This window comes from Chryseobacterium gilvum (assembly GCF_025628965.1).
Lineage (GTDB): Bacteria > Bacteroidota > Bacteroidia > Flavobacteriales > Weeksellaceae > Chryseobacterium > Chryseobacterium gilvum.
In genome coordinates this window covers 401,528-425,603 of sequence record NZ_JAOTEN010000001.1, presented here as the reverse complement: position 1 = coordinate 425,603, position 24,076 = coordinate 401,528, and the positions used below count along the sequence as shown (strand labels likewise).

At 36.0% G+C, this 24,076-nt stretch carries 23 protein-coding genes and 1 tRNA gene; 9 read left to right on the top strand and 15 right to left on the bottom strand.

Annotated elements, in window-relative coordinates:
* Positions 1-24 precede the first annotated feature (24 nt).
* Positions 25-156, bottom strand: a complete 132-nt coding sequence (locus N0B16_RS02020; RefSeq protein ID WP_262989046.1) for a hypothetical protein — start codon at positions 154-156, stop codon at positions 25-27.
* Positions 157-480: 324 nt separating this feature from the next.
* Complete coding sequence (locus tag N0B16_RS02015) at positions 481-3,258, bottom strand: HD domain-containing protein (RefSeq protein ID WP_262989045.1); 2,778 nt, start codon at positions 3,256-3,258, stop codon at positions 481-483.
* Positions 3,259-3,615: 357 nt separating this feature from the next.
* Here N0B16_RS02015 and N0B16_RS02010 point away from each other — a divergent pair, with 357 nt between their 5' ends.
* Together N0B16_RS02010 and N0B16_RS02005 are read left to right on the top strand one after the other, a co-directional pair.
* Entirely contained in the window at positions 3,616-4,338 is a 723-nt protein-coding gene (locus N0B16_RS02010) for a hypothetical protein (protein WP_262989044.1), read from the top strand.
* Positions 4,339-4,495: 157 nt separating this feature from the next.
* On the top strand, positions 4,496-4,729 hold the full coding sequence (locus N0B16_RS02005) for a hypothetical protein (protein ID WP_262989043.1): 234 nt from the start codon (positions 4,496-4,498) through the stop codon (positions 4,727-4,729).
* 93 nt (positions 4,730-4,822) lie between these two features.
* Here N0B16_RS02005 and N0B16_RS02000 read toward each other — a convergent pair whose 3' ends face one another.
* From N0B16_RS02000 to rpsO, 4 genes are all read right to left on the bottom strand, one after another.
* Positions 4,823-5,257, bottom strand: coding sequence for a cold shock domain-containing protein (locus tag N0B16_RS02000; protein WP_262989042.1), 435 nt, complete (start codon positions 5,255-5,257; stop codon positions 4,823-4,825).
* Positions 5,258-5,675: 418 nt separating this feature from the next.
* Entirely contained in the window at positions 5,676-6,035 is a 360-nt protein-coding gene (locus N0B16_RS01995) for a hypothetical protein (RefSeq protein WP_262989041.1), read from the bottom strand.
* Positions 6,036-6,129: 94 nt separating this feature from the next.
* Positions 6,130-8,373 carry a polyribonucleotide nucleotidyltransferase gene (locus N0B16_RS01990; protein WP_262989040.1) on the bottom strand — a complete coding sequence of 748 codons (2,244 nt, stop codon included), beginning with the start codon at positions 8,371-8,373 and terminating at the stop codon, positions 6,130-6,132.
* A gap of 233 nt (positions 8,374-8,606) precedes the next feature.
* Complete coding sequence (gene rpsO, locus N0B16_RS01985) at positions 8,607-8,876, bottom strand: 30S ribosomal protein S15 (RefSeq protein WP_262989039.1); 270 nt, start codon at positions 8,874-8,876, stop codon at positions 8,607-8,609.
* 173 nt (positions 8,877-9,049) lie between these two features.
* Between rpsO and N0B16_RS01980 the strand changes: the two genes are divergently transcribed.
* From N0B16_RS01980 to N0B16_RS01970, 3 genes are all read left to right on the top strand, one after another.
* The gene (locus N0B16_RS01980) at positions 9,050-9,607 is read left to right on the top strand and encodes a pyruvate decarboxylase (protein ID WP_262989038.1); all 558 of its coding nucleotides are present in this window, start codon (positions 9,050-9,052) and stop codon (positions 9,605-9,607) included.
* 83 nt (positions 9,608-9,690) lie between these two features.
* Positions 9,691-11,013: a magnesium transporter gene (gene mgtE / locus N0B16_RS01975; RefSeq protein ID WP_262989037.1), complete on the top strand. Its 1,323-nt coding sequence runs from the start codon at positions 9,691-9,693 to the stop codon at positions 11,011-11,013.
* 22 nt (positions 11,014-11,035) lie between these two features.
* The gene (locus tag N0B16_RS01970; RefSeq protein ID WP_262989036.1) at positions 11,036-11,764 is read left to right on the top strand and encodes an ABC transporter substrate-binding protein; all 729 of its coding nucleotides are present in this window, start codon (positions 11,036-11,038) and stop codon (positions 11,762-11,764) included.
* A gap of 107 nt (positions 11,765-11,871) precedes the next feature.
* Here N0B16_RS01970 and N0B16_RS01965 read toward each other — a convergent pair whose 3' ends face one another.
* Positions 11,872-12,321, bottom strand: a complete 450-nt coding sequence (locus N0B16_RS01965) for a GAF domain-containing protein (RefSeq protein ID WP_262989035.1) — start codon at positions 12,319-12,321, stop codon at positions 11,872-11,874.
* Between the two features lie 13 nt (positions 12,322-12,334).
* Complete coding sequence (locus N0B16_RS01960) at positions 12,335-13,762, bottom strand: TonB-dependent receptor (RefSeq protein ID WP_262989034.1); 1,428 nt, start codon at positions 13,760-13,762, stop codon at positions 12,335-12,337.
* Between the two features lie 53 nt (positions 13,763-13,815).
* On the opposite strand from N0B16_RS01960, the gene N0B16_RS01955 reads away from it, so the two are divergent.
* Together N0B16_RS01955 and N0B16_RS01950 are read left to right on the top strand one after the other, a co-directional pair.
* On the top strand, positions 13,816-14,583 hold the full coding sequence (locus N0B16_RS01955; RefSeq protein WP_262989033.1) for an MBL fold metallo-hydrolase: 768 nt from the start codon (positions 13,816-13,818) through the stop codon (positions 14,581-14,583).
* 67 nt (positions 14,584-14,650) lie between these two features.
* A tRNA-Leu gene (locus N0B16_RS01950) sits at positions 14,651-14,730 on the top strand.
* 98 nt (positions 14,731-14,828) lie between these two features.
* On the opposite strand, the gene N0B16_RS01945 is transcribed toward N0B16_RS01950, so the two are convergent.
* Positions 14,829-15,833 carry an SDR family oxidoreductase gene (locus N0B16_RS01945; protein ID WP_262989032.1) on the bottom strand — a complete coding sequence of 335 codons (1,005 nt, stop codon included), beginning with the start codon at positions 15,831-15,833 and terminating at the stop codon, positions 14,829-14,831.
* 471 nt (positions 15,834-16,304) lie between these two features.
* Between N0B16_RS01945 and N0B16_RS01940 the strand changes: the two genes are divergently transcribed.
* Entirely contained in the window at positions 16,305-16,907 is a 603-nt protein-coding gene (locus N0B16_RS01940) for a Crp/Fnr family transcriptional regulator (protein ID WP_262989031.1), read from the top strand.
* A 45-nt stretch (positions 16,908-16,952) separates the two neighbouring features.
* Here the strand turns inward: N0B16_RS01940 and N0B16_RS01935 are convergent, their stop codons facing one another.
* From N0B16_RS01935 to queG, 3 genes are all read right to left on the bottom strand, one after another.
* Positions 16,953-18,029: an acyltransferase family protein gene (locus tag N0B16_RS01935; protein ID WP_262989030.1), complete on the bottom strand. Its 1,077-nt coding sequence runs from the start codon at positions 18,027-18,029 to the stop codon at positions 16,953-16,955.
* A gap of 147 nt (positions 18,030-18,176) precedes the next feature.
* Positions 18,177-18,860, bottom strand: coding sequence for a TIGR02117 family protein (locus N0B16_RS01930; RefSeq protein ID WP_262989029.1), 684 nt, complete (start codon positions 18,858-18,860; stop codon positions 18,177-18,179).
* A 296-nt stretch (positions 18,861-19,156) separates the two neighbouring features.
* Positions 19,157-20,101: a tRNA epoxyqueuosine(34) reductase QueG gene (gene queG, locus N0B16_RS01925; RefSeq protein ID WP_262989028.1), complete on the bottom strand. Its 945-nt coding sequence runs from the start codon at positions 20,099-20,101 to the stop codon at positions 19,157-19,159.
* A gap of 106 nt (positions 20,102-20,207) precedes the next feature.
* Between queG and N0B16_RS01920 the strand changes: the two genes are divergently transcribed.
* Entirely contained in the window at positions 20,208-20,507 is a 300-nt protein-coding gene (locus N0B16_RS01920; RefSeq protein ID WP_262989027.1) for a rhodanese-like domain-containing protein, read from the top strand.
* A 40-nt stretch (positions 20,508-20,547) separates the two neighbouring features.
* Here N0B16_RS01920 and N0B16_RS01915 read toward each other — a convergent pair whose 3' ends face one another.
* The 3 genes from N0B16_RS01915 to N0B16_RS01905 form a co-directional block, all read right to left on the bottom strand.
* Positions 20,548-21,492: an NAD(P)H-dependent flavin oxidoreductase gene (locus tag N0B16_RS01915; protein WP_262989960.1), complete on the bottom strand. Its 945-nt coding sequence runs from the start codon at positions 21,490-21,492 to the stop codon at positions 20,548-20,550.
* Positions 21,493-21,627: 135 nt separating this feature from the next.
* Entirely contained in the window at positions 21,628-22,995 is a 1,368-nt protein-coding gene (locus tag N0B16_RS01910) for a peptidylprolyl isomerase (RefSeq protein WP_262989026.1), read from the bottom strand.
* Positions 22,996-23,084: 89 nt separating this feature from the next.
* Positions 23,085-24,005 (bottom strand): PfkB family carbohydrate kinase, encoded by a 921-nt coding sequence (locus N0B16_RS01905; RefSeq protein WP_262989025.1) that lies wholly within the window; start codon positions 24,003-24,005, stop codon positions 23,085-23,087.
* Positions 24,006-24,076: the final 71 nt, after the last annotated feature.

Sequence of the window (24,076 nt, the reverse complement as noted above, 5' to 3'; positions counted from 1 at the left end):
ACATTTTGTAAGGCTTGGAATAAATTAGTGTGGAGAAGGAATTTGTCTGTTCGGATCTTTCACGACATCCTTTTTTCCTGTAAATTTCTTGATAACATATTCAATAGCAATAGGAACAACCATTGCCAATACTGCTTTTAATATTCTTGATTTCATATCATATTTATTTTCAGAATAATTACAATTTCTGCGCCACAATTTTTACGTAATGATTACTTACAAAAGCGCCAAAAACGTAAGAGCGCAGATTGAAGAATACGGATTGTGCGAAGTACTTGATGAAGTGATGCCTTACGGATGTATTATGGCGTGAGATATGCAGATGATGCGCCTTGGAAGAGGAAGAGGGAGTTTATGAAAATTAAAATTAACAACCGCTACCTTGTGCAGGCGGTTGTTAATAGTTTGAAAAACATCGTTTTTCAAATCTCTTTATTATTTTTGTATCGATTACTCATAATAATCTACAATTCATATTCACTATTTAGTAAAATAGTAAGATAATTCTTTAAAGGCTTCTTTATATAATTCTCTACGTTTAGACATCTCGTAAGGAATAATATAATGTGTTTTAATATACTTTTTAAAAAGTTCATTTAGAATATTTCCCTCTTTTTTGGTAAAGGACAAATTTGTAATCTCTTGTATAGAAGTTGCTCTACTCAAAAGATTTTTATCAATATTATTTAATCCTGTTAGTATTTTTGGATTAGTATAATCGTAATCATACATTGTATAAAGAACATATTTCTGATTTTGATCAATTATATTAACATTATCTAAAACATATCTATTGAGTCTTTTAACTTTATCTTGAAATAACGATTCATATTTATTTTTCTCCAATAATATTAAACCTCCACCATGGGGAGCAACATTGTTCTCCTGATAAGTGAGATTAATTTTAGTATCTAACTTAAAGTCAAATAGGCAATCTTCATATCCTGAAATATCAACTTCAATTTGTTTATCATCACTAATGATTCGTATAAATTGAAAATCATCTTTTACGCCATTAATAAAATATTCTGAATCGATAATGAAACCGTCAGTTCCAAATAAAAAATGAGGGCTATGAATGATTTTGGGATCAGTAAAGGATTTAGTATCAATTTCTCTGAATAGTAATTGAGCAATAAAATGTTTAGCAGTTTCTATCTTTAAATCATTTTCGAATGGAAATTCATCGCAATCAATATCATTTCTATCAAGTTTGACTGGAAATACTCCCTCCTTATCTACAATAAGTAAACTTGGTTTCCGATTGATAAGCATTTCCTGATAGTAACCATAGGGAGAAGTTTGATAATTTTCTGGATATCTAAAATAATCGGAACTGTGATTTTCAGTGATTATAATTCCATTACAAGCAATTAAACTTGAATAATTTCTATTTCTAATATTTAGATCATATGACCAAGATACTTTTTCAAAATCGTTAGTAGAAAAATCAAAAAATTGAATATTTTCTAGAATGTTTTCACGACTTACGCTTTTTTGATCTACAGAAAAGTTTATTTTAGGTTCATCATACAAATACCAATTGGTCCATTTTATAGAGTTATCTCGATAGTCCCATTTGGGATTAATTAATTTATTCCTGTCCTCATTATTAATTACAACAGATATTTTAGTGCCAAAATCATCTTCTGAATTTCCTTTATTTATATTTATATATGGTGCATCAATAGTCGCTGCAAAAAAATGGTATTCGCTATTGTAAATATTCTTAGTCTCGACTTTAATTTCTTTACCTAGTAGAAAGGATGCTAAAACACCAATACCAAATTTTCCATTACGATTTATTTTAGTTTTACCATCTTCATTAACAAATTGTTTCTTCCATTCCATACTTTTACGAAACGAATTCCCAACGTTTAAAAAATAATTAATAATTTCATCAGAAGACATACCTTTTCCATTATCCTCAATTATAAAGATACTTTCATCATCATTTAGCCTATCAATTGAAATTTCTATTTTTGGAAGATAATTATAATTCTTATTTTGATACTCAATCTCTTTCCTTTCGAAACATGCATCAATTGAATTTTGCAATAATTCGCGGACACCGAACGTTGGATTATCACCATATAGTGGAGCTACAAGCAATTTTGACAAATTGTTGTCGGCATTAAAAGTTATTTTTTTAGGAACATATTCTAGTTTACTTAGAAATTTTTTATTATCCAAATTTGATAAAATTCTTCTAAACTTTATCGATGGTTTATTTTGAGGAATGAATCCGTAAACTTCACCTAAAACTGCCCAAGATTTATCTAATTCATTTTGTATATCTGCTATAAGCGTTTTGATTTTAACAAACATTTTACTATCATTCGGACTACAGTCTACATAAATACTTTCCTCATCCACATTATTGAAGTTTATTGAATTTACAGCTAAATGACTTTGATTTTCTAACTGTGATATTGGACTATTAAATGTTTTTAGTTTTAACAGATAAGGATTAACACGAGAATTATCTATTTGTATATAGTCTGCAATTCTCAAAATGACCATCAAATAAATTATATTAACTCCATGTGGATTCCTCCAACTATCATGACCTATATCCATTAAGTAAGCAAAAGTGTCTCTAATATTCATACCATGACTTCTTGCCAATATTCCTGCTAACTCTTTTGTTTGTACATTTAATTTATCTGTTCCAAAGTTAACATGACCTTTCTCACTTTTTAGACCTCCTAATGAAACTTCCTGAGCAAATCTACAATGATGTCTACGAATGAATTCTCCGATTAATTTTTTATCGTAGCCCGTTAAATTATCTTTGTTATCAAGATTAGGATTTAAAAAAGGTATTGAGCTATCTCCAAAAATATTTTGTTTCTGTACACTACTAAATCTTTTTACCTCTGTTAAGTATTCATTCCATAACTGGCTCCAAGCTTTATCGTCTATAATATTGTTTTTACATTTATCATAATCACCATTAAGCATACCTTTAAAAGTAGCTAACTCAACATGCATCCCTATATCATGTAAAATGATTGAGAGTATTAAAATTGAAATTTCAGTAGCTGTAATATTTTTAAAAGAATCAATAGAAATAATAAATTCTGCAGATTCTAAAACCTTTTCAATATGGTCTATACCATGATCTGTATATTCTTCAAAAAAATATAATTTATTGTCTTTAAATATGGGTTCAAAAGAAGAAATAACATCTAGCACAACCGAATTAGCAATTTGATTTTTTGATAGGATATCTTTAAATTTGTCAGGTATTTTCATAAGAATTTAATAATATTATAAATAACTAAATCATACATTGCCTTTTGTTGTAAACTGTACACAAATATATTTATATTTCCAATAATAAATCATACCGACGGAGATTTAAATATAATATTTCACCTTCATTTTAGCACCATATTCAACAAACATCGATAGCACAGATTTGTAATATACATTATCCCTGCTATCGCAAGTCTCCATCGTGCTACCATAAAAATAGGCCCAGCCTCCGCGCCGTGGTTTTCCACTACCCTATTTAACAGAATATTTCGAATATCAAAATATTTTACTCCTAAAACTATTTTATTCAAAATAAATTTTATATTTGAAGCACTAATTTAAAAAAACACAAATATGTCAAGTACTTCCGAGGTAGGGCACGCCAAAAATGTGGCGAACCTGCAAAAAATTACACAGCAGGTTGCCGTGTATTCCCTCTACAATCCGCCGGTTGAAAACCTTACCGTAGCCAGTCTTCAGGCACTCTATGCAACGGCAACAGCCAGATTAAACGACGTGGAAAGTAAAAGAAATGCCAACAAAAACACTATTACCGCACGTCAGCTGGCGTTCGAAAATTTAAAACCCATCTGCACCAGAATCATCAACCTGCTTGACATTTTGGGACTGCCGGAAGGAACGCTGGATCAGGCAAGATCCCTCAAACGCGCCATCCAGGGCGGACAAAAGAAAGCCACCACACTACCCGAAGAAGGCAAAGAAACACCCACAACAGTTTCGAATTCCCGCCAATCCTTCACCCAGCAGACTGAAAATTTCGGGATTCTGTTGCAGCTATTGGCAACCATTTCCAACTATAATCCCAACGAAGAAGATTTACAGTTGAATAATCTTACGGCCTATCATCAGGCTTTAATGAGCGCGACACAGGCGGTAGACCAGACCGAAGCCGCGCTCAATACCAGCTTCATAGACCGGGACAAGATTTTATATGCAGACGGAACCGGGCTGTACACCATCGTTCAAAACGTAAAAAAATATGTAAAAAGCCTGTACGGAGCCACCTCTCCCGAATATGAAAACGTAGCGGGAATTAAATTTACCTCCCCGAAATAGTAAAAGAAAAACAGTTAAAGCATTCTCCAAACCAAATAACAATACCACCTTTCAAAATTGATATACTCCCATCCTCTCAGAACCTTCTGACAGGATGTTTTTATATACACCCATGCGAAAATTATAAACCTTCATCCGGTACGCATATTCTTGCATCATGACAGCATATTTCCCATCCGGAAACAATATTCTTGCGTCCGTAAGTTATCTTCTTCTGTCTGTAAGTTATATTCCTGCATTCGTAACTTATATTCTTGTATCCGTAAATTATATTTTTGTATCTGTAGGTTATATTCCTGTACCCGTAAGTTATATTCTTGTATCCGTAAGCAATATTCTATTCCGTGAACGGATATTTCAGGAAATCCAAAAACGATCTGTTTTAAGATAGAGAGCTATGCTGAGCCAAAGAGATTCAGAGGTTTACTAAAAACAAAAAACCGTTTCATCACTGAAACGGTTGTGTTTATTATAGTTTTAAAAACTATCTGATAATTTTAATATTAATTGCAGAGAAACCTTTTGGTGACCTTTCCTTTTCGAAAGCGACCTTGTTTCCTTTCTTAATGATATCAATACAGTTGTTGCTGTGGAAGAATACATTCTCTTTAGAATTGTCTTCCGTGATGAATCCGTATCCTTTATCGCTGAAAAAAGTAACGATCCCGGATTTAATCGGATCTTCCTCCTGGATAGGAGCTGCACCCAGCTGAATGTTGTTTACATCAATAACGCTTGCATTGCTGTTATCGGGAGGAGTGCTTGTCAACTGACCATTTGCATCTACGTACATGATCATATCATCAAGGCTTTTCCCTTTGTCATTGGTGTTTTTTCGGTCTTCGCGACGTATCGCTTTTTCCTTTTGCTTTTGTAATTTTTTCTTAAAGTTTTCTTTTTTTGAGAAAGAATCCGCCATATAGTATTGTATATTAATTGTTATTCTGAGTATGTATATAATGATTAAACAGTGAAATCATCGGTAATATCAAAGAGAAATTATTACATTTCCTTTTGTGCAGTTTCATTCAGATGATAAATGCAAATATTTATAACCTGCTTCAGAAAATCATTGATGGTATGATCAATTCATTTCCTGAAAATAAAAAGGTTTCTAAGAGCTTTTCAGTATTGATGATTACGTTGCCTGCAAAGAGATTAAGTAATAAAAATGCAGCAGTCAGAATAGTGAAAACTGAGGAAAATAAGTATCTCAACTTTATGGGTTAAAAACAGAAACCTCCTTAATTAAGATACAAATATACGACATTTCTATGAAATAATCACCATTATCTTGTGATGGAATTTTAAGCTCTTCAGAAATATATACTTTACATTCACGGACGGCCTTTTTTCTTAAGAATATAATACACGGCGTTGTCTTTCTCATCATTGGTGGTGTAGGCAAACTGAAAGGCATATCCGTTTTCAGACATAAAATTAAGCGCATCCATCATCGAATTGAATTTTACATTCCTCCCCTTTTCATCCTTGATATTGGTTCCGTTTTTAAACGAAATCGATTTGGTTTCCTGCCCGAAATCAATCTCTACATTGACCTTTGTGCTCAACGATCTTCCCGTTCCGATAATCTGAACGTATTCCACATCAATATCTTTAAGTGGAACATCATTCACGGTCTGTGAAAACGAATAGGAAGACAAAATAAGTGCGGAAAGAAGGAGTAGCCTTTTCATAAGTTTTTGTTTAAAGATAAATAAAAATCCTGATCATCATTGCATAAAAAAATCCCTCAACATTGAGGGATTCTATTATAGATAAGATTTAATCTTAAGCTTCATTTAGAGGTTTATGTTCACCGGGCTGATCTCTGCCTTCAGGATTTGTTTTTCCCTCCGGTCTTCTGTCACCTTGAGGCCTGTCTTGGCCTTCCGGTCTTGGTTTAGATTCCGGTCTTGGTGGTCTTGGCAATAAAACTTTTCTTGAAAGCTTCATTTTCTTACGATCATCAAATCCCATGAATTTTACTTCCACTTCATCACCTTCATTATAAGGCACTTTATCCAGACGCGCCCATTCGATTTCAGAGATGTGAAGAAGGCCTTCCGTTCCTTTCGCAATCGCTACAAAAGCTCCGAAATCCATTACTTTCACCACTTTACCCTGATAAACCTCACCAACTACCGGTACGAAAGTTATCTCATTGATCTTCGCAATCGCATTGTTGATTTTTTCTCTGTCTTTACCGGAGATTTCAATTCTTCCGATCTCACCCACTTCTTCAATAGCAATAACGGTATCGGTATCTTTCTGTAACTGCTGAATGATTTTTCCTCCAGGTCCGATAACAGCACCGATGAAATCTTTAGAGATCTCAAGCATCACCATTTTCGGAGCATGTGGTTTCACATCAGCTCTTGGAGCAGAAATCGTCTCATTCAATTTATCTAAGATATGTAATCTTCCGTCTTTCGCCTGTAAAAGGGCTTTTTCCATGATGTCCATAGACAATCCCTGGATTTTGATATCCATCTGACAAGCGGTAATTCCGTCTGCCGTTCCGGTTACTTTAAAGTCCATATCTCCCAAGTGATCTTCATCACCCAAAATATCGGAAAGTACCGTGAATTTTCCTGTTTTAACATCCGTTACCAATCCCATCGCAATCCCTGAAACCGGTTTTGTGATCTGAACACCCGCATCCATTAATGCTAATGTTCCTGCACAAACCGTTGCCATAGAAGAAGAACCGTTCGATTCTAAAATATCAGAAACAATACGGATCGTGTACGGGTTTTCTTCCGGGATCATGTTTGCCAAAGCTCTCTGAGCCAGGTTTCCGTGTCCTACTTCTCTTCTTGAAGTTCCTCTCAAAGGTCTTGCTTCCCCTGTTGAGAACGGCGGGAAGTTATAATGTAAGAAGAATCTTTCGTCGTAATTTACCATTACGCTGTCTACCATATTTGCATCTTTCACCGAACCTAACGTTACAGCAGTCAAAGATTGGGTTTCCCCCCTTGTGAAAATTGCAGAACCGTGCGCTCCCGGCAAATAATCGATTTCGCTCCAGATCGGGCGGATCGTTTGAGGATCACGGCCGTCAAGACGGATTTTGTCATTCAAAATCATCTGACGCATCGCTTCTTTTTCCACATCGTGGAAATATACTTTAGCAAAAGGCGTTACTCTTTCTAATTCTTCAGCATTTTCTACATACTGCGCTAAAAATTCAGCTAAAACCGCTTTGAACTTTTCCCCTCTTTCTTCTTTTCCGGAAGGGTGCTTAGCAACTTCGTATACTTTATCGTAAGTTTCTTTCCACACTTTCTCACGAATCGCTTCATCGTGATTTTCGTGGCTGTATTCTCTTTTTGGGAATGATTTGCCTACTTTTTCGGCTAATCTTTCCTGAGCTTCCACCTGTTTTTTAATTTCAACGTGAGCAAACTGGATCGCTTCCAGCATTTCCTGCTCAGAAATTTCTTTCATTTCCCCTTCTACCATTACGATAGAATCTTTTGTTGCTCCTACCATGATATCAAGGTCGGCAATTTTAAGATCTTCGTAATTAGGATTTACCGAAAGTTTTCCGTCGATTCTTACCACTCTCACTTCAGACATCGGTCCGTTGAAAGGGATATCGGTAATCGCGATCGCTGAAGATGCGGCAAGACCTGCCAAATCATCCGGAATAGATTGCCCGTCATACGAAATTAATGAAATCATCACCTGAACTTCCGCATGGAAATCTTCAGGGAATAATGGTCTTAACACCCGGTCTACCAAACGCATCGTCAGAATTTCCTGATCCGATGGTCTTGCTTCTCTTCTGAAAAAGTTTCCGGGGATTTTTCCACCTGCGTAGAATTTTTCTCTGTAATCTACCGTTAAAGGTAAGAAGTCTACACCGTCTTTGGCTTCTTTGCTGGCTACAACAGTGGCAAGAAGCATGGTTCCGCCCATTTTTACGACAACAGATCCATCGGCTTGTTTCGCTAATTTTCCTGTTTCAATTGTGATCTCTCTGCCATCTGCAAGAGTAATCGTCTCTGTAATTGCTTGAGGTATACTCATAAATTGTTTTGTTGTTGCACTCCGTATTGAGTGCTTTAATAATTATGTTTTCGTCTAAAATTTCGTTGGCAAAGATAATGTATTATAATGGTTTATTAAATTTTCGGCATGAAATATCTGTTTTTGCCCTTATTTTCTTTAATAAAAAAACCGGTTACTTACATTTTGATGATTCTAAAAATAAAAAAGCAACCTCTTTCGAAGTTGCTTTTATCGTGGAAATCTAAAATAGATTATTTTCTTAGACCAAGTTCAGCAATAATTGCTCTGTATCTTGTAATATCTTTTTTCTTAAGATAATCTAATAAGCTTTTTCTTTTACCTACTAATTTCACCAAAGATCTCTCTGTAGCAAAATCATGACGGTTTGCCTTCAAATGCTGAGATAAGTGATTGATTCTGAAAGTAAAAAGTGCAACCTGTCCTTCAGCACTTCCTGTGTCTTGTGCAGATTTTCCATGTTTTGCGAAAATTTCTGCTTTTTTTTCTGTTGTTAAGTACATTCCAATATTGTTTAATGATTATTATGTAACGGCTGCAAAAATACAACTATTTTGTAATCCTGCAAAACATTTGTGGCTCATTAATTGATTAAGATAGAAAACAGATGTTAAAAATTTCTTAATAATATTATGCCATCCCATTAAAAGACAGTACTTTTGCAATTGATAAAGAGATGAAAAAAATTCTATTTTCCGCCATTATTTCTTACATTTTTGTGATAAGCATATCTGCAGTAAGTGCGCAGAGTAATGCTTCGCATGATAAAATAAAGAAAATCCTATACTTCAACCCGGAAGTAGAACCCAATCTCGAAGAGATCAAAGAACCTACGCATCATGCTTTTTTCAGTGCTGTTTCAGATAATGTAAGCGCACTGAGAAAAAATAAGATGCTGAGAAGCGAAGTTGAAATTTCATTCGACAGCATTGATTCTAAAACACTTGTGGAATACTGTAAAAACAATGATGCAGATTTTGTGATTGTTCCCAAAGTAAAATATTTTAAAGTAGGCATCGGAAAATACGTTTTCTCCAATCAGGTCATCGTGAGCATGAAACTCTTTGATGCCGAAGGCAATTTTCTGGCTGCTTCAGATTATGATACTTACCGCAAAAACATGCGCCTTTTAGGCTCTGCAGAAAATTCCATTAAAATAGGAACCAACGGAGCGATGAAAGGCATTCTTAAAGAATTACGAAAAATAAAACATTCTTCTGAAGCTGGTTTTTAGCTTTAATAAATCCTTAAATTTAAACCGGCTCCCTCTATTTCTTGAAAATTTGGGTTATTTTTGCATATCAAAAAATTCAGGTTTTGAATTATAAAGACGAACTCACTTTTAATCCTGCTGATATTGCCGAAATCCTTAGCGAACTTCCTGCTGATGAACGGTTACTGGCATTTTTAAAAGTTCCGAAAGAATACAAAGCCGATGTTTTTTCCCATCTCGACCCGGATTTTCAGGAAGAGACCATCCGAAGTATCGGAAGCGACGAGGTTTCTGAAATCCTGAACGCCATGACGCCCGATGACAGGACGGCACTTTTTGAAGATTTTCCGGATGAGCTGATCAAATATTCCATCAATCACCTTAATCCGCAGGAACGCAGAATTGCCCTGAAACTTTTAGGCTACGATTCCAATTCTATTGCCCGACTGATGACACCGTATTATATTCAGATCCGGAAAGAATGGACGGTAAAAAGATGTCTTCAGCAAATTAAAAAAGTAGGGAAAAGAGTGGAAACCATCAATCATCTCTACGTAGTGGATGAAAGAAACCGTTTGATCGATGATTTGGCTTTAGGATCTTTATTACTCGTGGAAGAAGACACATTGGTTTCTGACCTTACGGATAACCAATTTGTTGCGATTACCACCACTACTTCAAAAGAAGATGCAGTAACGTACTTTGAAAAATATGACCGTACCGCGCTTCCGATTATTACTGAAGCAGGTGTTTTGGTGGGCATTGTAACCATTGATGATATTCTGGATCAGATTGAGCAGCAAAATACCGAAGACATTCAGAAATTCGGGGGTCTGGAAGCTTTGGATCTTCCTTATACCCAGACTTCTCTGATTGAGATGGTCAAAAAAAGAGGGATGTGGCTGATTATTTTATTTTTCTCTGAAATGCTTACTGCTTCCGCGATGGGATATTTTGAGGATGAAATTCAGAAAGCGGTGGTTCTGGCCTTATTTGTTCCGCTAATTATTTCAAGCGGCGGAAATTCCGGTTCGCAGGCGGCAACGTTGATTATCCGAGCCATGGCTCTTCAGGAAATCGGTTTGAAAGACTGGTGGTACGTAATGAAAAAAGAAATTTTCACCGGATTATTTTTAGGCGGAATTTTAGGAATTATCGGGTTTTTCAGGATTATGATTTGGCATAAGGCGGGATTCTTCGATTACGGAATCCACTGGGCTTATATTGGCCTGAGTGTGGGTTTTTCGTTGGTCATGATTGTTTTATGGGGAACACTTTCCGGTTCTATGGTCCCATTTATTCTTAAAAAATTAAAGCTCGATCCTGCTACTTCTTCTGCCCCGTTTGTGGCAACTCTGGTAGATGTTACCGGATTGATTATTTATTTTTCCGTTGCCGGGCTTTTCCTTACCGGAAAACTTTTGTAATTTTAAAAAAAAGTCTATCCTAATGAAAGTAATTTCTCTGGTTCCTTCTATTACTGAAGCTTTATTTGATTTGGGCTTAACTGAAAATGAAGTCATAGGAAGAACAAAATTCTGCATTCATCCCCAGGAAAAGGTAAAAAATGTTGACATCATCGGCGGAACTAAAAATCTGAATATTGATAAAATTAAAAATTTGCAGCCTGATCTTATTTTAGCCAATAAAGAAGAAAATGTGAAAGAACAGGTTGAAATTTTAATGAAAGATTTCAACGTAAAAGTGTATAACACCGAAACGATTGAAGATAATTATTATTTAGTGAAAAATTTAGGAATGCTGTTTCACAAAGAGGAAAAAGCACAGTTATTTAATCTGAAAATGTATGAAGTTCTGCATCAGACAAAAATAAAAACTCCTTTAAAGGCAGCCTATCTGATCTGGAAAAATCCTTATATGAGTGTGGGTTCAGATACCTTCATTCATCACATTTTAACGGAAATAGGATTCGAAAATCTATTTAAAACCCAAACGAGATACCCGGAAATCCAGATTGAAGATTTAGCTGACGCGGATGTCATTATGCTTTCTTCGGAGCCATTTCCTTTTAAAGAAAAGCATCTCAAAGCGTTACAGGACTTTTATCCCGATAAAAAAATCATAATCGTGGACGGTGAAGCTTTTTCCTGGTACGGAACGCATATTGCCAAATGTGAGGCTTATTACAAACAATTAATTGCAGAATTTAATAATTAAGTTTTGGCTAAAGCCAAATAAGATTGATTATTAAAGCGGCTAAAGCCCGCTCCTATTCATATTGTATTCAAGAAAACTCCGATAACCGGAATTAATTATTTATTACATTACAAAATTTTTGAAACTTCGTTGCAGAGCCATTCCAGCAATTCCAGATCTTCTTTTGTAAAAGGATCTATGGTATGAGAATCGATATCGATCTGGCCTACATTTTCTCCGTTTTTGAAAATAGGCACTACAATTTCTGCTTTAGTATCGATTGAACAGCTCAGATAATTGTCCTGCAAGTGTACATCCGGTACAATAAATGTCTCATTGGATACAGCAACCTGCCCGCAAATACCTTTACCATAAGGAATAATGGTATGATCGGTCTCCGCTCCTACGTAAGGGCCTAATTTCAGTTCGTTTTTGTCACCGTTTTTAAAATAAAAACCGGTCCAGTTGAAGTGTGAAATTTCCTGGTCCAGAAGTGCGCAGACTTTCTGCAGCTTTTCTTCGGTATTATGTTTTGGACTTTCAAGAATGAAAGAAAGCCTTTTTTTAAGTTCAGACATTGTATTTTTATTTTTATGAGAATTGTTTTAGAGAAAGTTCCTGTTTGTAACCGAACATTCCTCTTTCTTTTATCATTTCGGCAACCCCTTCCGGAACCTGATTTTCCCAGCCGCTGATGTTGCAGGTTATTTTTCGTAAGATTTCACGGGAGTAGATTTCCAGAAACTCAGGATTGTAATTTTTGATATCTACAATACGGTTGTTCAGCTTGAAATATTTGTATAATTCTTTCAGGCTTTCTTCCACTTTAAGGTTGGATGAATCTAATAATTCATGTGTTTCAGGGTCTTTATAAGGATAGAGGTACACTCTCATTCCGTTACGGAAAAATTTACCGAACGCCTCTAGAATACCGCCAGACAAATCTTTATAATATTTCTCATCAAACACCATCAGCATATTATTTACACCCATTGCAACACCGATATCTCCGTTTGTATAATGGGAGAAATAATCGATCAGCCTGTAATATTCTGAGAAGTTGGAAATAATTACCGTATATCCTAATTTTCCTAAAACATCTACCCTGTCCATAAAATCCCGCTCATCAATATCACCGTCTGCACGGAGGTTTGAGATGGTAATTTCAATTAATATTTCAGTTTCTTCCTGCGTGCAGGTTGCATCTTTCATAAACATATCCATCCCGTTTTGAAGCATGTCTATATTTACTTTCGTAACGGGCCTGAAACTTCCCCGTACCGCAAAAATATTTTTTTTGTATAAAATATCAGCCGGGAGCATATTATTCCCCTGAGAATTAAAGATTACCGCATCGGTCATGTTGTTTTTAACCAGCTGCAGAGACATCAGTCTGTTGTCTACATACGCAAAAGCGGGACCGCTGAAATCGATCATATCGATCTCCAGATTGTCTGTCGCTACATCATCATACAGAGATTCTATTAATCTTCTGGGGTTGTCATAGTACGTAAAAGCTCCGAAAATAAGATTTACCCCAAGATTTCCTAATGTTTCCTGCTGCAGAGTAGCATCATTTTCTTTAAACTTTACGTGGATAACAATTTCGTTATAATCTACATTTTCGGCTACCTGAAAACGGATTCCTACCCAGCCATGGCCTTTTTGCGTTTTATCAAAATTGATTGTAGTTACCGTATTGGCGTAGGAAAAAAATTTTCTGCCCGGATTATTTTCTCTAGAAATCCTTTCCTCAATCAATGCAACTTCATATCTAAGCATTTTGCGAAGCCTGTTCTGAGTTACATATCTGTTGCGGACCTCCTTACCGTAAATGGCATCACTAAAATCTTTATCGTACGCCGACATCGCCTTAGCAATGGTACCGGAAGCTCCTCCTGCTCTAAAAAAGTGTCGTACAGTTTCCTGTCCTGCTCCAATTTCCGCGAAAGTACCATAAATAGTAGGATCTAGATTAATTGTTAATGCTTTTTGTTTAGGAGTTAATTTCTGATACATTAGGACATTAAATTTTTGTAAATTTACCAAAATTAAACCAACCTCAAAACAAAATGAAGTTGAAATTTTTAGGAACCGGAACTTCTCAAGGTGTACCCGTTATCGGCTGCACTTGTGAGGTTTGTACCTCAAAAAATCCGAAAGATACCCGTTTCAGAGCTTCTGTCATGGTAACAACTGATGAGAATAAAAAAATTCTTATTGACTGCGGCCCCGATTTCAGACAACAGATGCTGATTAATAAAGAAAACCATATTGATATCGCATTAATTACCCACGAGCATAATGATCACGTGATCGGTCTGGATGACATGCGTCCGTTGATTTTTAAAAGCGGTAAGGATATGCCGATCTATTGCAATCAAAGAGTGGGACATGAAATTAAAAACCGTTTTCCCTATGCTTTTACGGATGTAAGATATCCTGGTGCGCCCGCTTTTGACCTTCACACGATTGAAAATAAAACTTTTGAAGTTTTAGATGTTACCATTACCCCGATTGAGGTGATTCATTTTCAAATTACTGTTTTTGGCTATCAATTTAAAAAACTGGCTTACATTACAGATGCCGGTTTTATTTCGGATACTGAAAAAGAAAAACTGAAAAATCTTGATGTACTCATCCTGAACTGCATCCGGAAATATGATCCGCATCCCGCTCATTTTATTTTACCGGATGTGATTAAACTCTTTGAAGAGCTGCAGCCTAAAAAATTATTTTTAACCCATATCAGTCATCATTTGGGCTTACACGACATTGAAGAGCCATTACTTCCCGAAGGGATGCATCTCGCATATGACGGCCTTGAAATAGAATTTTAAAGAAATTTTCTGAAAAACTTTTGAGCGTTAAAAAAAGTTTCTATATTTGCACACCAAAATAATGCGAGCCCAGGTGGCGGAATTGGTAGACGCGCTGGTCTCAAACACCAGTTCTTAGGAGTACCGGTTCGATCCCGGTCCTGGGTACAAAAGAGAAGAATTTTTAAATTCTTCTCTTTTTTTTTACAATTATCATAAAAAAAAGACTGCCGTTAAGCAGTCTTCATCTCAAATAATATATGACATTAAGGCTGTCCGTTTCCACCGGCGGCTCCATAAATCTGCCCGGTTGCAAAACTGGCGTCATTGGCCGCCAACTGTACAAAAATAGAAGCTAATTCTGCGGGCTGCCCCGGTCTTCCCAATGGTGTATCTCCACCGAATTTCTGCAGGTTTTCCTGGGTTTGTCCGCCACTTACCTGCAAAGGTGTCCAAACAGGTCCCGGTGCAACGCCGTTTACCCTTATTCCTTTCGGCCCCAATTGTTTTGCCAATGATTTTACATAATTTGTTGTTGCGGCTTTTGTCTGGGCATAATCATACAAATCTTCAGAAGGATCATATGCCTGAACGGAAGATAAACCGATAATGCTCGATCCTGCTTTCATATGCGGCAGTGCTGCTTTGGTGATCCAAAAAGGTGCATAAATATTGGTCTTCATCGTCCAGTCAAATTCTTCTGTGCTGATATCCAATATGGATGGTTTAGATTTTTGATGCCCTGCATTGTTGATCAGAATATCCAGTCCTCCAAGCTGCTGTACAGCCTGCTCTACCAGTTTTTTACAAAACGCCTCATCACGGATATCACCGGGAATCGCAATGGCTTTCCGTCCTTCTTTTTTAATAAGTTCAATCACTTCCTGTGCGTCTCCTTCTTCTGCAGGTAAATAATTAATGGCCACATCGGCTCCTTCCCGTGCATATGCGATGGCAGCAGCACGGCCAATCCCGGAATCACCTCCTGTAATTAAAGCCTTTCTTCCCATTAATCTTCCTGAACCTACATATGTTTTCTCACCATGATCCGGAACCGGTGTCATTTTTCCTGCCAAACCCGGAAATGGCTGCGACTGTTTCTGAAAAGGAGGTCTTGGATACTTGGTTGTAGGATCTGTAAGATCCGGATTACCCGTATTTTTAATTTTGTTATTTTGAGATTGCGCCAGAGATCCGGGAGCAACTGCAGCGACAGCAATGGTCGCAGCTATTTTACCAATAGCATTTCTTCTTGTGATTTGATCTTCCATAGTATAGGATTTGGTGTTATTATAAAACTCTTGTTTAACAATGAAAAAATTTTGCCATTCACAACTTATTCAGGTTTAAAAAATTTTTTAATTTTTCATCATTAATTTAGTTTCAGGATATGGTGATGCTTAAGCTGTCCCAGAAATCTTGGATATAGCAAAAAGCGGCAAGTAAAGAGCCTGTGAAGTATGGTGTTCATAATAATTTTGGTTTGGTCTCTCAAAGCTAAAAAATGCACTAAAATAAACTTATGACTACGATCATAAACCAGTATTGGTTACCAGCGGTTATACATGCTTGCATTTATTACAAATAATCTCTTTATAATTAATATAAAATACGAAACTTATCACAGTAGGATCCTGACTCTAGTCATAATATAGAAATTACTTTACCCCGATATTTGTTATTGAATTCAGAGAGCTCCGGTTAATCAGCCTGATCATTTGAAATCAGTTTAATTAAAAGTTATGGTCATACAGGAAGACTTACTTATTAATTTTGGCGCAGACATTCTTCAATTACAAGAATCTGAATTCCTCTTTGAAGAGAATGCGCGGCCCAACTATTATTATCAGATCAGAGAAGGAAAAATCAAGCTTTCAAACATTAAGCCAGGAGACGGTGAATTTATTCAAGGTATTCACAAAGAAGGTGAATCTGTGGGCGAGGTTTTTCTGTTTTGTAAACATCACAAATATCCTATAAATGCCGTAGCGACAGAAAAATGTACCATTTTACGGCTGAAACGTGCTAAAATCCTTAAACTATTGAAATCTGATTTTGATATTCAATTAAAATTTCTCCGGATCTGCGCAGAAAGAACATACTATAGCTACCTTCTTCTAAATAGCCTCACTTCAAAAGATGCAGTACATCAATTGCTGACTGTTCTGAACCATCTTAAAGAAAACCAGCAGGAAAATACAGCGCGTTTTTCTTACAAAGTACCTTATACCCGGAAAGAACTTTCTGCTTTGACAGGATTACGGATTGAAACAATAATCCGAATTTTAAAAAAGCTGCAAAGTGAAAACGAAGTCAAAATTATTAAAGGAAAAGTTTATTATTAGAATCAGGAAAAATTGTGTTTGATTTTTTTTAAATGAACCGTGAAACTAAGATAATTTCTTTATTATTTTTTTGCCGATACCCTGAAACGGAACTTCGATACAACGGTAAAAGAGTATCGAAAATATTGATGAAATACCCAGTGTTATTACAAAGCGTATAACATAATCTGTCAATCCTTTCCCAAAATAGTCGGCTATGCCAAAATGAGTGAGCCAATACAGAACCGCAAAATGAACTAAGTACATACTAAAGCTGATTTCGCCGATATATCGTATAACAGCATTATTAAAAACTTTAAAATCAGACCTGCTTAAGGCATATGCCAAAAATAAAAACCCAATACTGAAAATAATATGATCATCAAAGATTTTTAATAAAGGCTTGCAAATACTTAAACAAATCAAGAAGCAAAAGACTAATAATGATTTTGGAGAAATATCTTTCAGTGTTTGATTTTCAATCACAAGAAAATAGAAAAGCAGCCCTAAAGCAAAAACGGGCAACTGACTGAATATATATAGAAATAAAAATTCCTGCCATAACTGAAAATCTCCAATCAAAGGATATTTTAAAAAATAAAACCGTAATAAAGCATTCAGAATCAATGTACAAGTTAAAAAATTAAAAGAATGAGAAATATTCTTAATCCACAAAAATAAGAGCGGGACCATTGCATAAAACATAAACTCAACCGTTATAGACCAGCCTCCGGGAACCAGTGAATTGATATAATAAGGATTCAGGCCGTGAGTAAATGTGAGATTAGCCATAACAAGGAAAGCAGAAGAATGCTCTTCACCACCTAATTTGAATATTTCCCCAAAATTATTTTGCCATAAAAAGTAAAAAATACCTAAATAATACATGGGTGCGATTCTGAAGAACCGACGAATAAAAAAATTTCTAACTGCATTTTTTTCTGTATGTATCCTGTTTCTAAAGGAAAGAAAAAGGGTAAATGCACTGGCCAGGAAAAAAAGCTGAACCCCTCTTGCACCCTGGTTTACAAAATCTGAAATATAATTCGGTAATTTATTGCTTCCATATTGGCTGGTATGTACTGCTATAACTCCTAAAATGGCAAGACCTCTCAGTGCATCAATATAATCTAATTTTTTCAATATTTGTATGTTTGTTCAAATATAAGGATTTATACACAGTAGAATTATTATGATTAAATTTTGGAATATTTATTTCAATTCTTGTCAAAATAATACTGGTAGGAAAAACAATTGTAAGTATTACCGTAAAAATCAATATTTCAATTGTTACTTATAGTGCAGAAATATCCCATAATCAGAAGGAGTCCAGAGTGCAGCTTTTTGTCCGGCCGCTTTCAGTGCATTATTTGCCCAAGTATTGCAGGTATTGAGAAAACTGTATCTTCCCTGCGCATCGTAAAATGCATCGTTATCGCCATATACCGCTTTGGTAGGAATCAGAATATAATTCCCGTTTTGGTCTTTATCAAATTTATCATCTACAAATTTCACCAGATCTGCATATTGTTTTTTGCTGATCATTATTTTTTTACAGTCTGCCGCTTCTGTCATAGAATTGTAATAAGAGCAGTGCATTGCAGATTCGCTCAGCCAGAAAGCGGCTTTAAAAGCCGTAGAAAATTTCAGGTCTGCCCAGGTTGGGGTATCCAGATAAAAACCTTTATCACCCCACCCGATTCCTACAAACTGATACCCGGTTTTCTTTGAAATGGTATTGGCAAAAGGAATTTTTGCACTCCAGTCGTGAAGATCATTTTTTACGGGCATCACAATATCGGTGTGCACACCATTGGTGTAAATGTAAACAGGAATTTCTTTTTTCTCGCCATCTTCTTTCGCTGAAACCTCTATAAAAGGAAGCAGATAACCCAAAAGAGCATATATAACGACAATCCCCAGAATAATTCCCAATGTTTTAAGAATATAGATGATTATAACTTTTGCACGCATGTTTAATACAGATTAATAAAATTTAATGATAATTTCCAGTAAAAATATTTTATTTAATTCAGAAATCCTTAACTTTAGAATACAAACCTCAGAAATATGCACAAAAACACCAAATCTCAGAAAAGAATTAAAGTAAGAGTAAAAACAGCGCCTAAAAGAGTCCCTAAAAAACGCTGATCAACTTTTTTTTCTACTGTTATTTTCCGTTCTCCTTAAATTGTTGTTTAAGGTAAATTGCACCGCTCTCGTTTTTTGGAAAATAAAATTTTCCGAACCGCTATTTCTACCGATATCAACTACTTCAATGGCTCAGAACGGCTCAAAAACTCAATATTCCTTATTAACCCTGAAAACTTCGTTCTTTTTACCGGGGATTTTTTAAATATTTCAGAAAATATTTCCTGTGTAAGCTCTTTCCATTCGCCTTTTTTGAAATTTTTCAATGCGTCATTCGGTCGAAATTTAGCCTGAAAATTAGGCGCCGCAAAACGGTTCCACGGGCAAACATCCTGACAGATATCGCAGCCAAACATCCAGTCTTCCATCCTATCTTTAAAAAATTCTGGAATTTCGCTTTTAAGCTCAATAGTCGCATACGAAATACACTTGCTTCCGTCAATGATCTTATCTGAAACAATGGCATCTGTTGGACATGCATCAATACATTTTCTGCAGCTTCCGCAATGATCTGTCGTTTCATGATCGGGCAATAATTCTAAATCGCATATGATCTCTGCCAAAAAATAAAATGAGCCGCTTTGTTTTGTAATTAAATTGGCATTTTTCCCGACCCAGCCAATTCCTGATTTTTTTGCCCAGCTTCGTTCCAGAACCGGGGCCGAATCTACAAAAACACGGAATGCAAAACTGCCGATTTCCTCTTGTAGTTCTTCCATCATTTCGCGGAGAATATCTTTTATTACTTCATGATAATCTTCCGCATAGGCATATTTTGAAATTTTGAAATTCTCTAAAGTTGAAATCTTTTCTTCGGGGAAATAGTTATAAGAAAGCGAAATAACCGATTTTGATCCTTCCACCAATAATCTTGGGTCAAGTCTTTTGTCAAAATGGTTTTCCATATATTTCATCTCGCCATGAAAATCATTTTTAAGCCAGTTTTCGAGATTCTGCGCTTCTTCTTCCAAAAAACCGGCTTTTGAGACCCCACAATTTTGAAACCCAAAACGTTTAGCTTTGGATTTAATGATTTGCGTATATTTTTCGGTTATAGAATTCATGATTTCTCATTGCAAAACTAAGATTATTTTATAAATTTGTTGGGATTGGGATAAATGAAAACGTTATTTATCTTTTTTCTTAAATTAATCACTAAATATCAACAGTATGTCATTAGCAGAAGTTTTAAAAGCAGGAAATTACGAATTGATTGACGTCCGCGAACCTATGGAACTGGAAATGGACGGAAATATAGAAGGGGCAAAAAACATCCCATTAGGAGAAGTGGAAGACCGAAAAGATGAAATTTTATCCATCGAAAAACCTGTTGTCCTTTTTTGCAGAAGCGGAAACAGAAGCGGAAAAGCATTGGAATATCTTAATGCTGAAGGCCTGAAGGAAGGCTACAACGGCGGTGGCTGGTCTGAATTGAAGGCACATCTAGAAGCAAATAAAGGAACTTTTTAAAGTTCCTTTATTCATATATAACTTTTAATTGAAATCTTTGTTACCACTGAGGCATTTTCACTTCCTCAAACTCTTTCAGCAGATTATTGAAAACTGTTTCTACCGGAAGTACCTCATCAATTAATGCGGAAACCTGGCCGATTTCCAGCTCACCTTCTTCCATATCACCTTCAAACATTCCTTTTTTAGCTCTTGCCCTACCTAAAGATGCAATTAAAGACTCCTTATTTCTTCCGGTATTGTAGATATCTTCAAGCTCATTAAAGAATTTATTTTTAACCATTCGTACAGGTGCCAATTCCTTTAATGTCAAATGGGTATCACCTTCCTCAAGTTCTGTAATTTTCTTTTTCCAATTGTCGTGTGCACTCGCCTCAACCGTTGCTGCAAAACGAGAACCGATCTGCACTCCGTCTGCACCGAGAATCATTGCTGCTTTTATTTGTGATCCTAAGGCAATTCCACCGGCTGCAATTAATGGTTTTGAAATATGTTTTCTTACATTCGGAATCAGACAAAAAGTTGTCGTTTCATCCCTTCCGTTGTGACCGCCTGCTTCAAAGCCTTCAGCGACGATGGCATCCACTCCTGCATCTTCACATTTTACGGCAAATTTTGTTGAAGAAACGACATGAGCTACTTTTATTCCTTCCTTTTTAAGGGTTTCTGTATAGGCTTTCGGACTTCCGGCAGACGTAAAAACGATTTTTACGCCTTCTTCCAAAATAATATTGATAATTTCTTCTAAATTTGGATAAAGCAGGGCAACGTTTACCCCAAAAGGTTTGTCAGTAGCTTTTTTACATTTCTGAATATTTTCCCGTAAAATATCGGGATACATACTTGCAGAACCAATTAAACCCAACCCGCCACAATTGGATACCGCAGAAGCCAGTTTCCATCCGGAATGCCAAATCATTCCTGCCTGAATGATCGGATATTGAATATTAAATAATTGTGTGATCCTGTTGCTGTTTTCCTGCATCTGATGAAGTTTTTTTGCCGAACTGAAATCTATAAAATTGCTCATGCTGTAAAAATAATAAAAACGCAGATTTTATAAGGTATCCCGGTTATTTTTTACATAAAAAAACCTCCAGAAATCCTGAAGGTTGATGTTTTATTTTTTAAGAGATTCTTTTTTCCAGTTTCCTTTAAAATTACAAGAATCATAACGGCCGTCGATAGAGATGAAGGTGGTTGGCAATTTTGAGTTAACAAACTTTTCAATCATTTCATTCCTTTTTTTGTTGAGCGCCATCTGTTTTATCCTGTCGTAATCTGTCTCCAGAGTGATCTGATGTGCGGGGATTACATCTTCGATTTTAATAATTTTCACTACTTTTCTTTTTCTTTCGTCTTCATCATCAAAAGCGGTAGTAATGTCATTCTTATTTAAACCCGCCAATTCGTAGCTTATGGTTCCCGGGACACTTTCTCTTTCAATCTTACTTGAACCGTCCGCGCCTGAAATTACTCCTGCATTGAATTTGGTTTTTTTGTCATCCGAATATTTGAAAGAAGCATCTTTAAACGTCAATTTACCGGCAAGAATGAGGCCTCTTATACTGTCTAATTTCTTTTTAGCAGTATTGATTTCATCCGTTGTAGGTGTTGCCATCAAAAGAATATGTCTTGCATCGTATGCTTTTCCTGATTTTTTAACCAGCTGGATAATATGAAAACCGAATTCAGATTCTATAGGATCCGAAATATCACCTTCCTGTAGATTAAGTGCTGCAGCTTCAAACGGTTTTACCATTTGACCTTTATATACATTCTTCATCAAACCTCCATTCGGGGCAGAACCCGGATCTTCGGAATAAATTCTTGCCTGGCTTTCGAAAGTTTCGCCTGCTAAAATATCCTGCTTTATTTTTTTCAGCTTATTAATCAGCTCGTCTTTATGAGCTTCCGTTAATTTAGGGTACGCCATAATCTGTGACAGAGAAACTTCGTCTTTGATTTCAGGAAGCTGGGCTTTATACAAATTATAAAAATCTGTTACTTCATTGGGTGTAACATCTGCTTTCTCGGTAATTCTCTGATATTTTGCCTGACCGTAATAGGTATCTGTATCTATTTTTTCGATCGCATTTTTCATTTCATAACCTGTTCTGAATTTGTATGCAGTCAGCATTGATTTCTCATCCGGAAACTGGGACAGCAACTGATTGTATTTTGCATTTGCCTGCTCTTTGATTGCTGCAGAACGGTTTTCGATCAGGGTATCTTTTTTCGCTTCGTATACGAGAAGTTTGTTATTGATCAGATTTTCAAGAAAATCACATTTATCTGCGCTCGCAGCACCTTGCTGTTTTGCATAATTCATCTGCTCATCTACATCAGATTCCAGAACAATTTCATCGCCTATCACCGCTGCAATACCGTCTATTAGCTGACCTGGCTTGAGCTGAGCTTTTACCTGTGTAGAAAACAACAGGACAAAAATCCCAAAAAGAAAAGCGATTTTTAATTTATTTATCATTTTACTATTTTAAACGAGTTGCAAATTTAGAATTCTTAATGAATTTACCTTAATTTTTTATTATAAATATTTCTTAAAAAGCTTGATGATTAAAGCTCAACCTCAAAAGTAGTCAATTCTTTGAATTCTTTTACCCTTTTCAGCATATCTGCTTCGGTCACTTCTTCGATTCTTTCGGTCCCGAATTTTTCAACGGTAAAAGATGCCATTGCAGAACCCACGATCAATGCAGATTTCATGGTTTCAAAATCAAATTTTCCCTTTTTGGCTAGATATGCCGCGAAACCTCCCGCAAAAGTATCTCCGGCTCCTGTAGGATCGAAAACTTCTTCCAGAGGAAGCGCAGGAATCGCGAAAATCTTATCATCATGGAAAAGCAATGCACCATGCTCCCCTTTTTTGATAATCACAAATTTTGGTCCCATTGTATGGATTTTCTTTGCCGCTTTTACCAGAGAATATTCCCCTGAAAGCTGTCTTGCTTCCTCGTCATTGATGCTGATCACATCAGTTTTGGCAATCATTTCCTTCAAAATATCCATTGCAGAATCCATCCAGAAATTCATGGTGTCTAAAATGACAAGCTTCGGACGCTGATTCATTTTTTCAAGAACCGAAAGCTGAACTCCGGGATGCAGGTTTCCTAAAAGAAGTACATCTGCATCCTGCATAGAAGCTGGGATTTTAGGATCAAAATTCTCCAGAACATTCACTTCTGTTGCTAAAGTATCCCTTGTATTTAAATCATTATGATATTTTCCGGACCAGAAAAAAGTTTTCCCTTCTTTTACGATCTCAATGCCTTCAATATTAATATCTCTGCCGGTGAACATATCAAGATGCTCTTGTGGAAAATCACCTCCCACGATAGAAACAATTCCAGATTTTACCCCTAGAATTGATGACGTAATCCCAATATACGTGGCTGCTCCGCCTAATATTTTATCCGTTTTCCCGAATGGTGTTTCTATCGCATCAAATGCTACACTTCCTACAACTAAAAGTTTCATATGTATTTTTATATTTTATTTAAAGGCCATATGGAATCTTGCGATGTCATATGTATTTTTATATTTTTTTT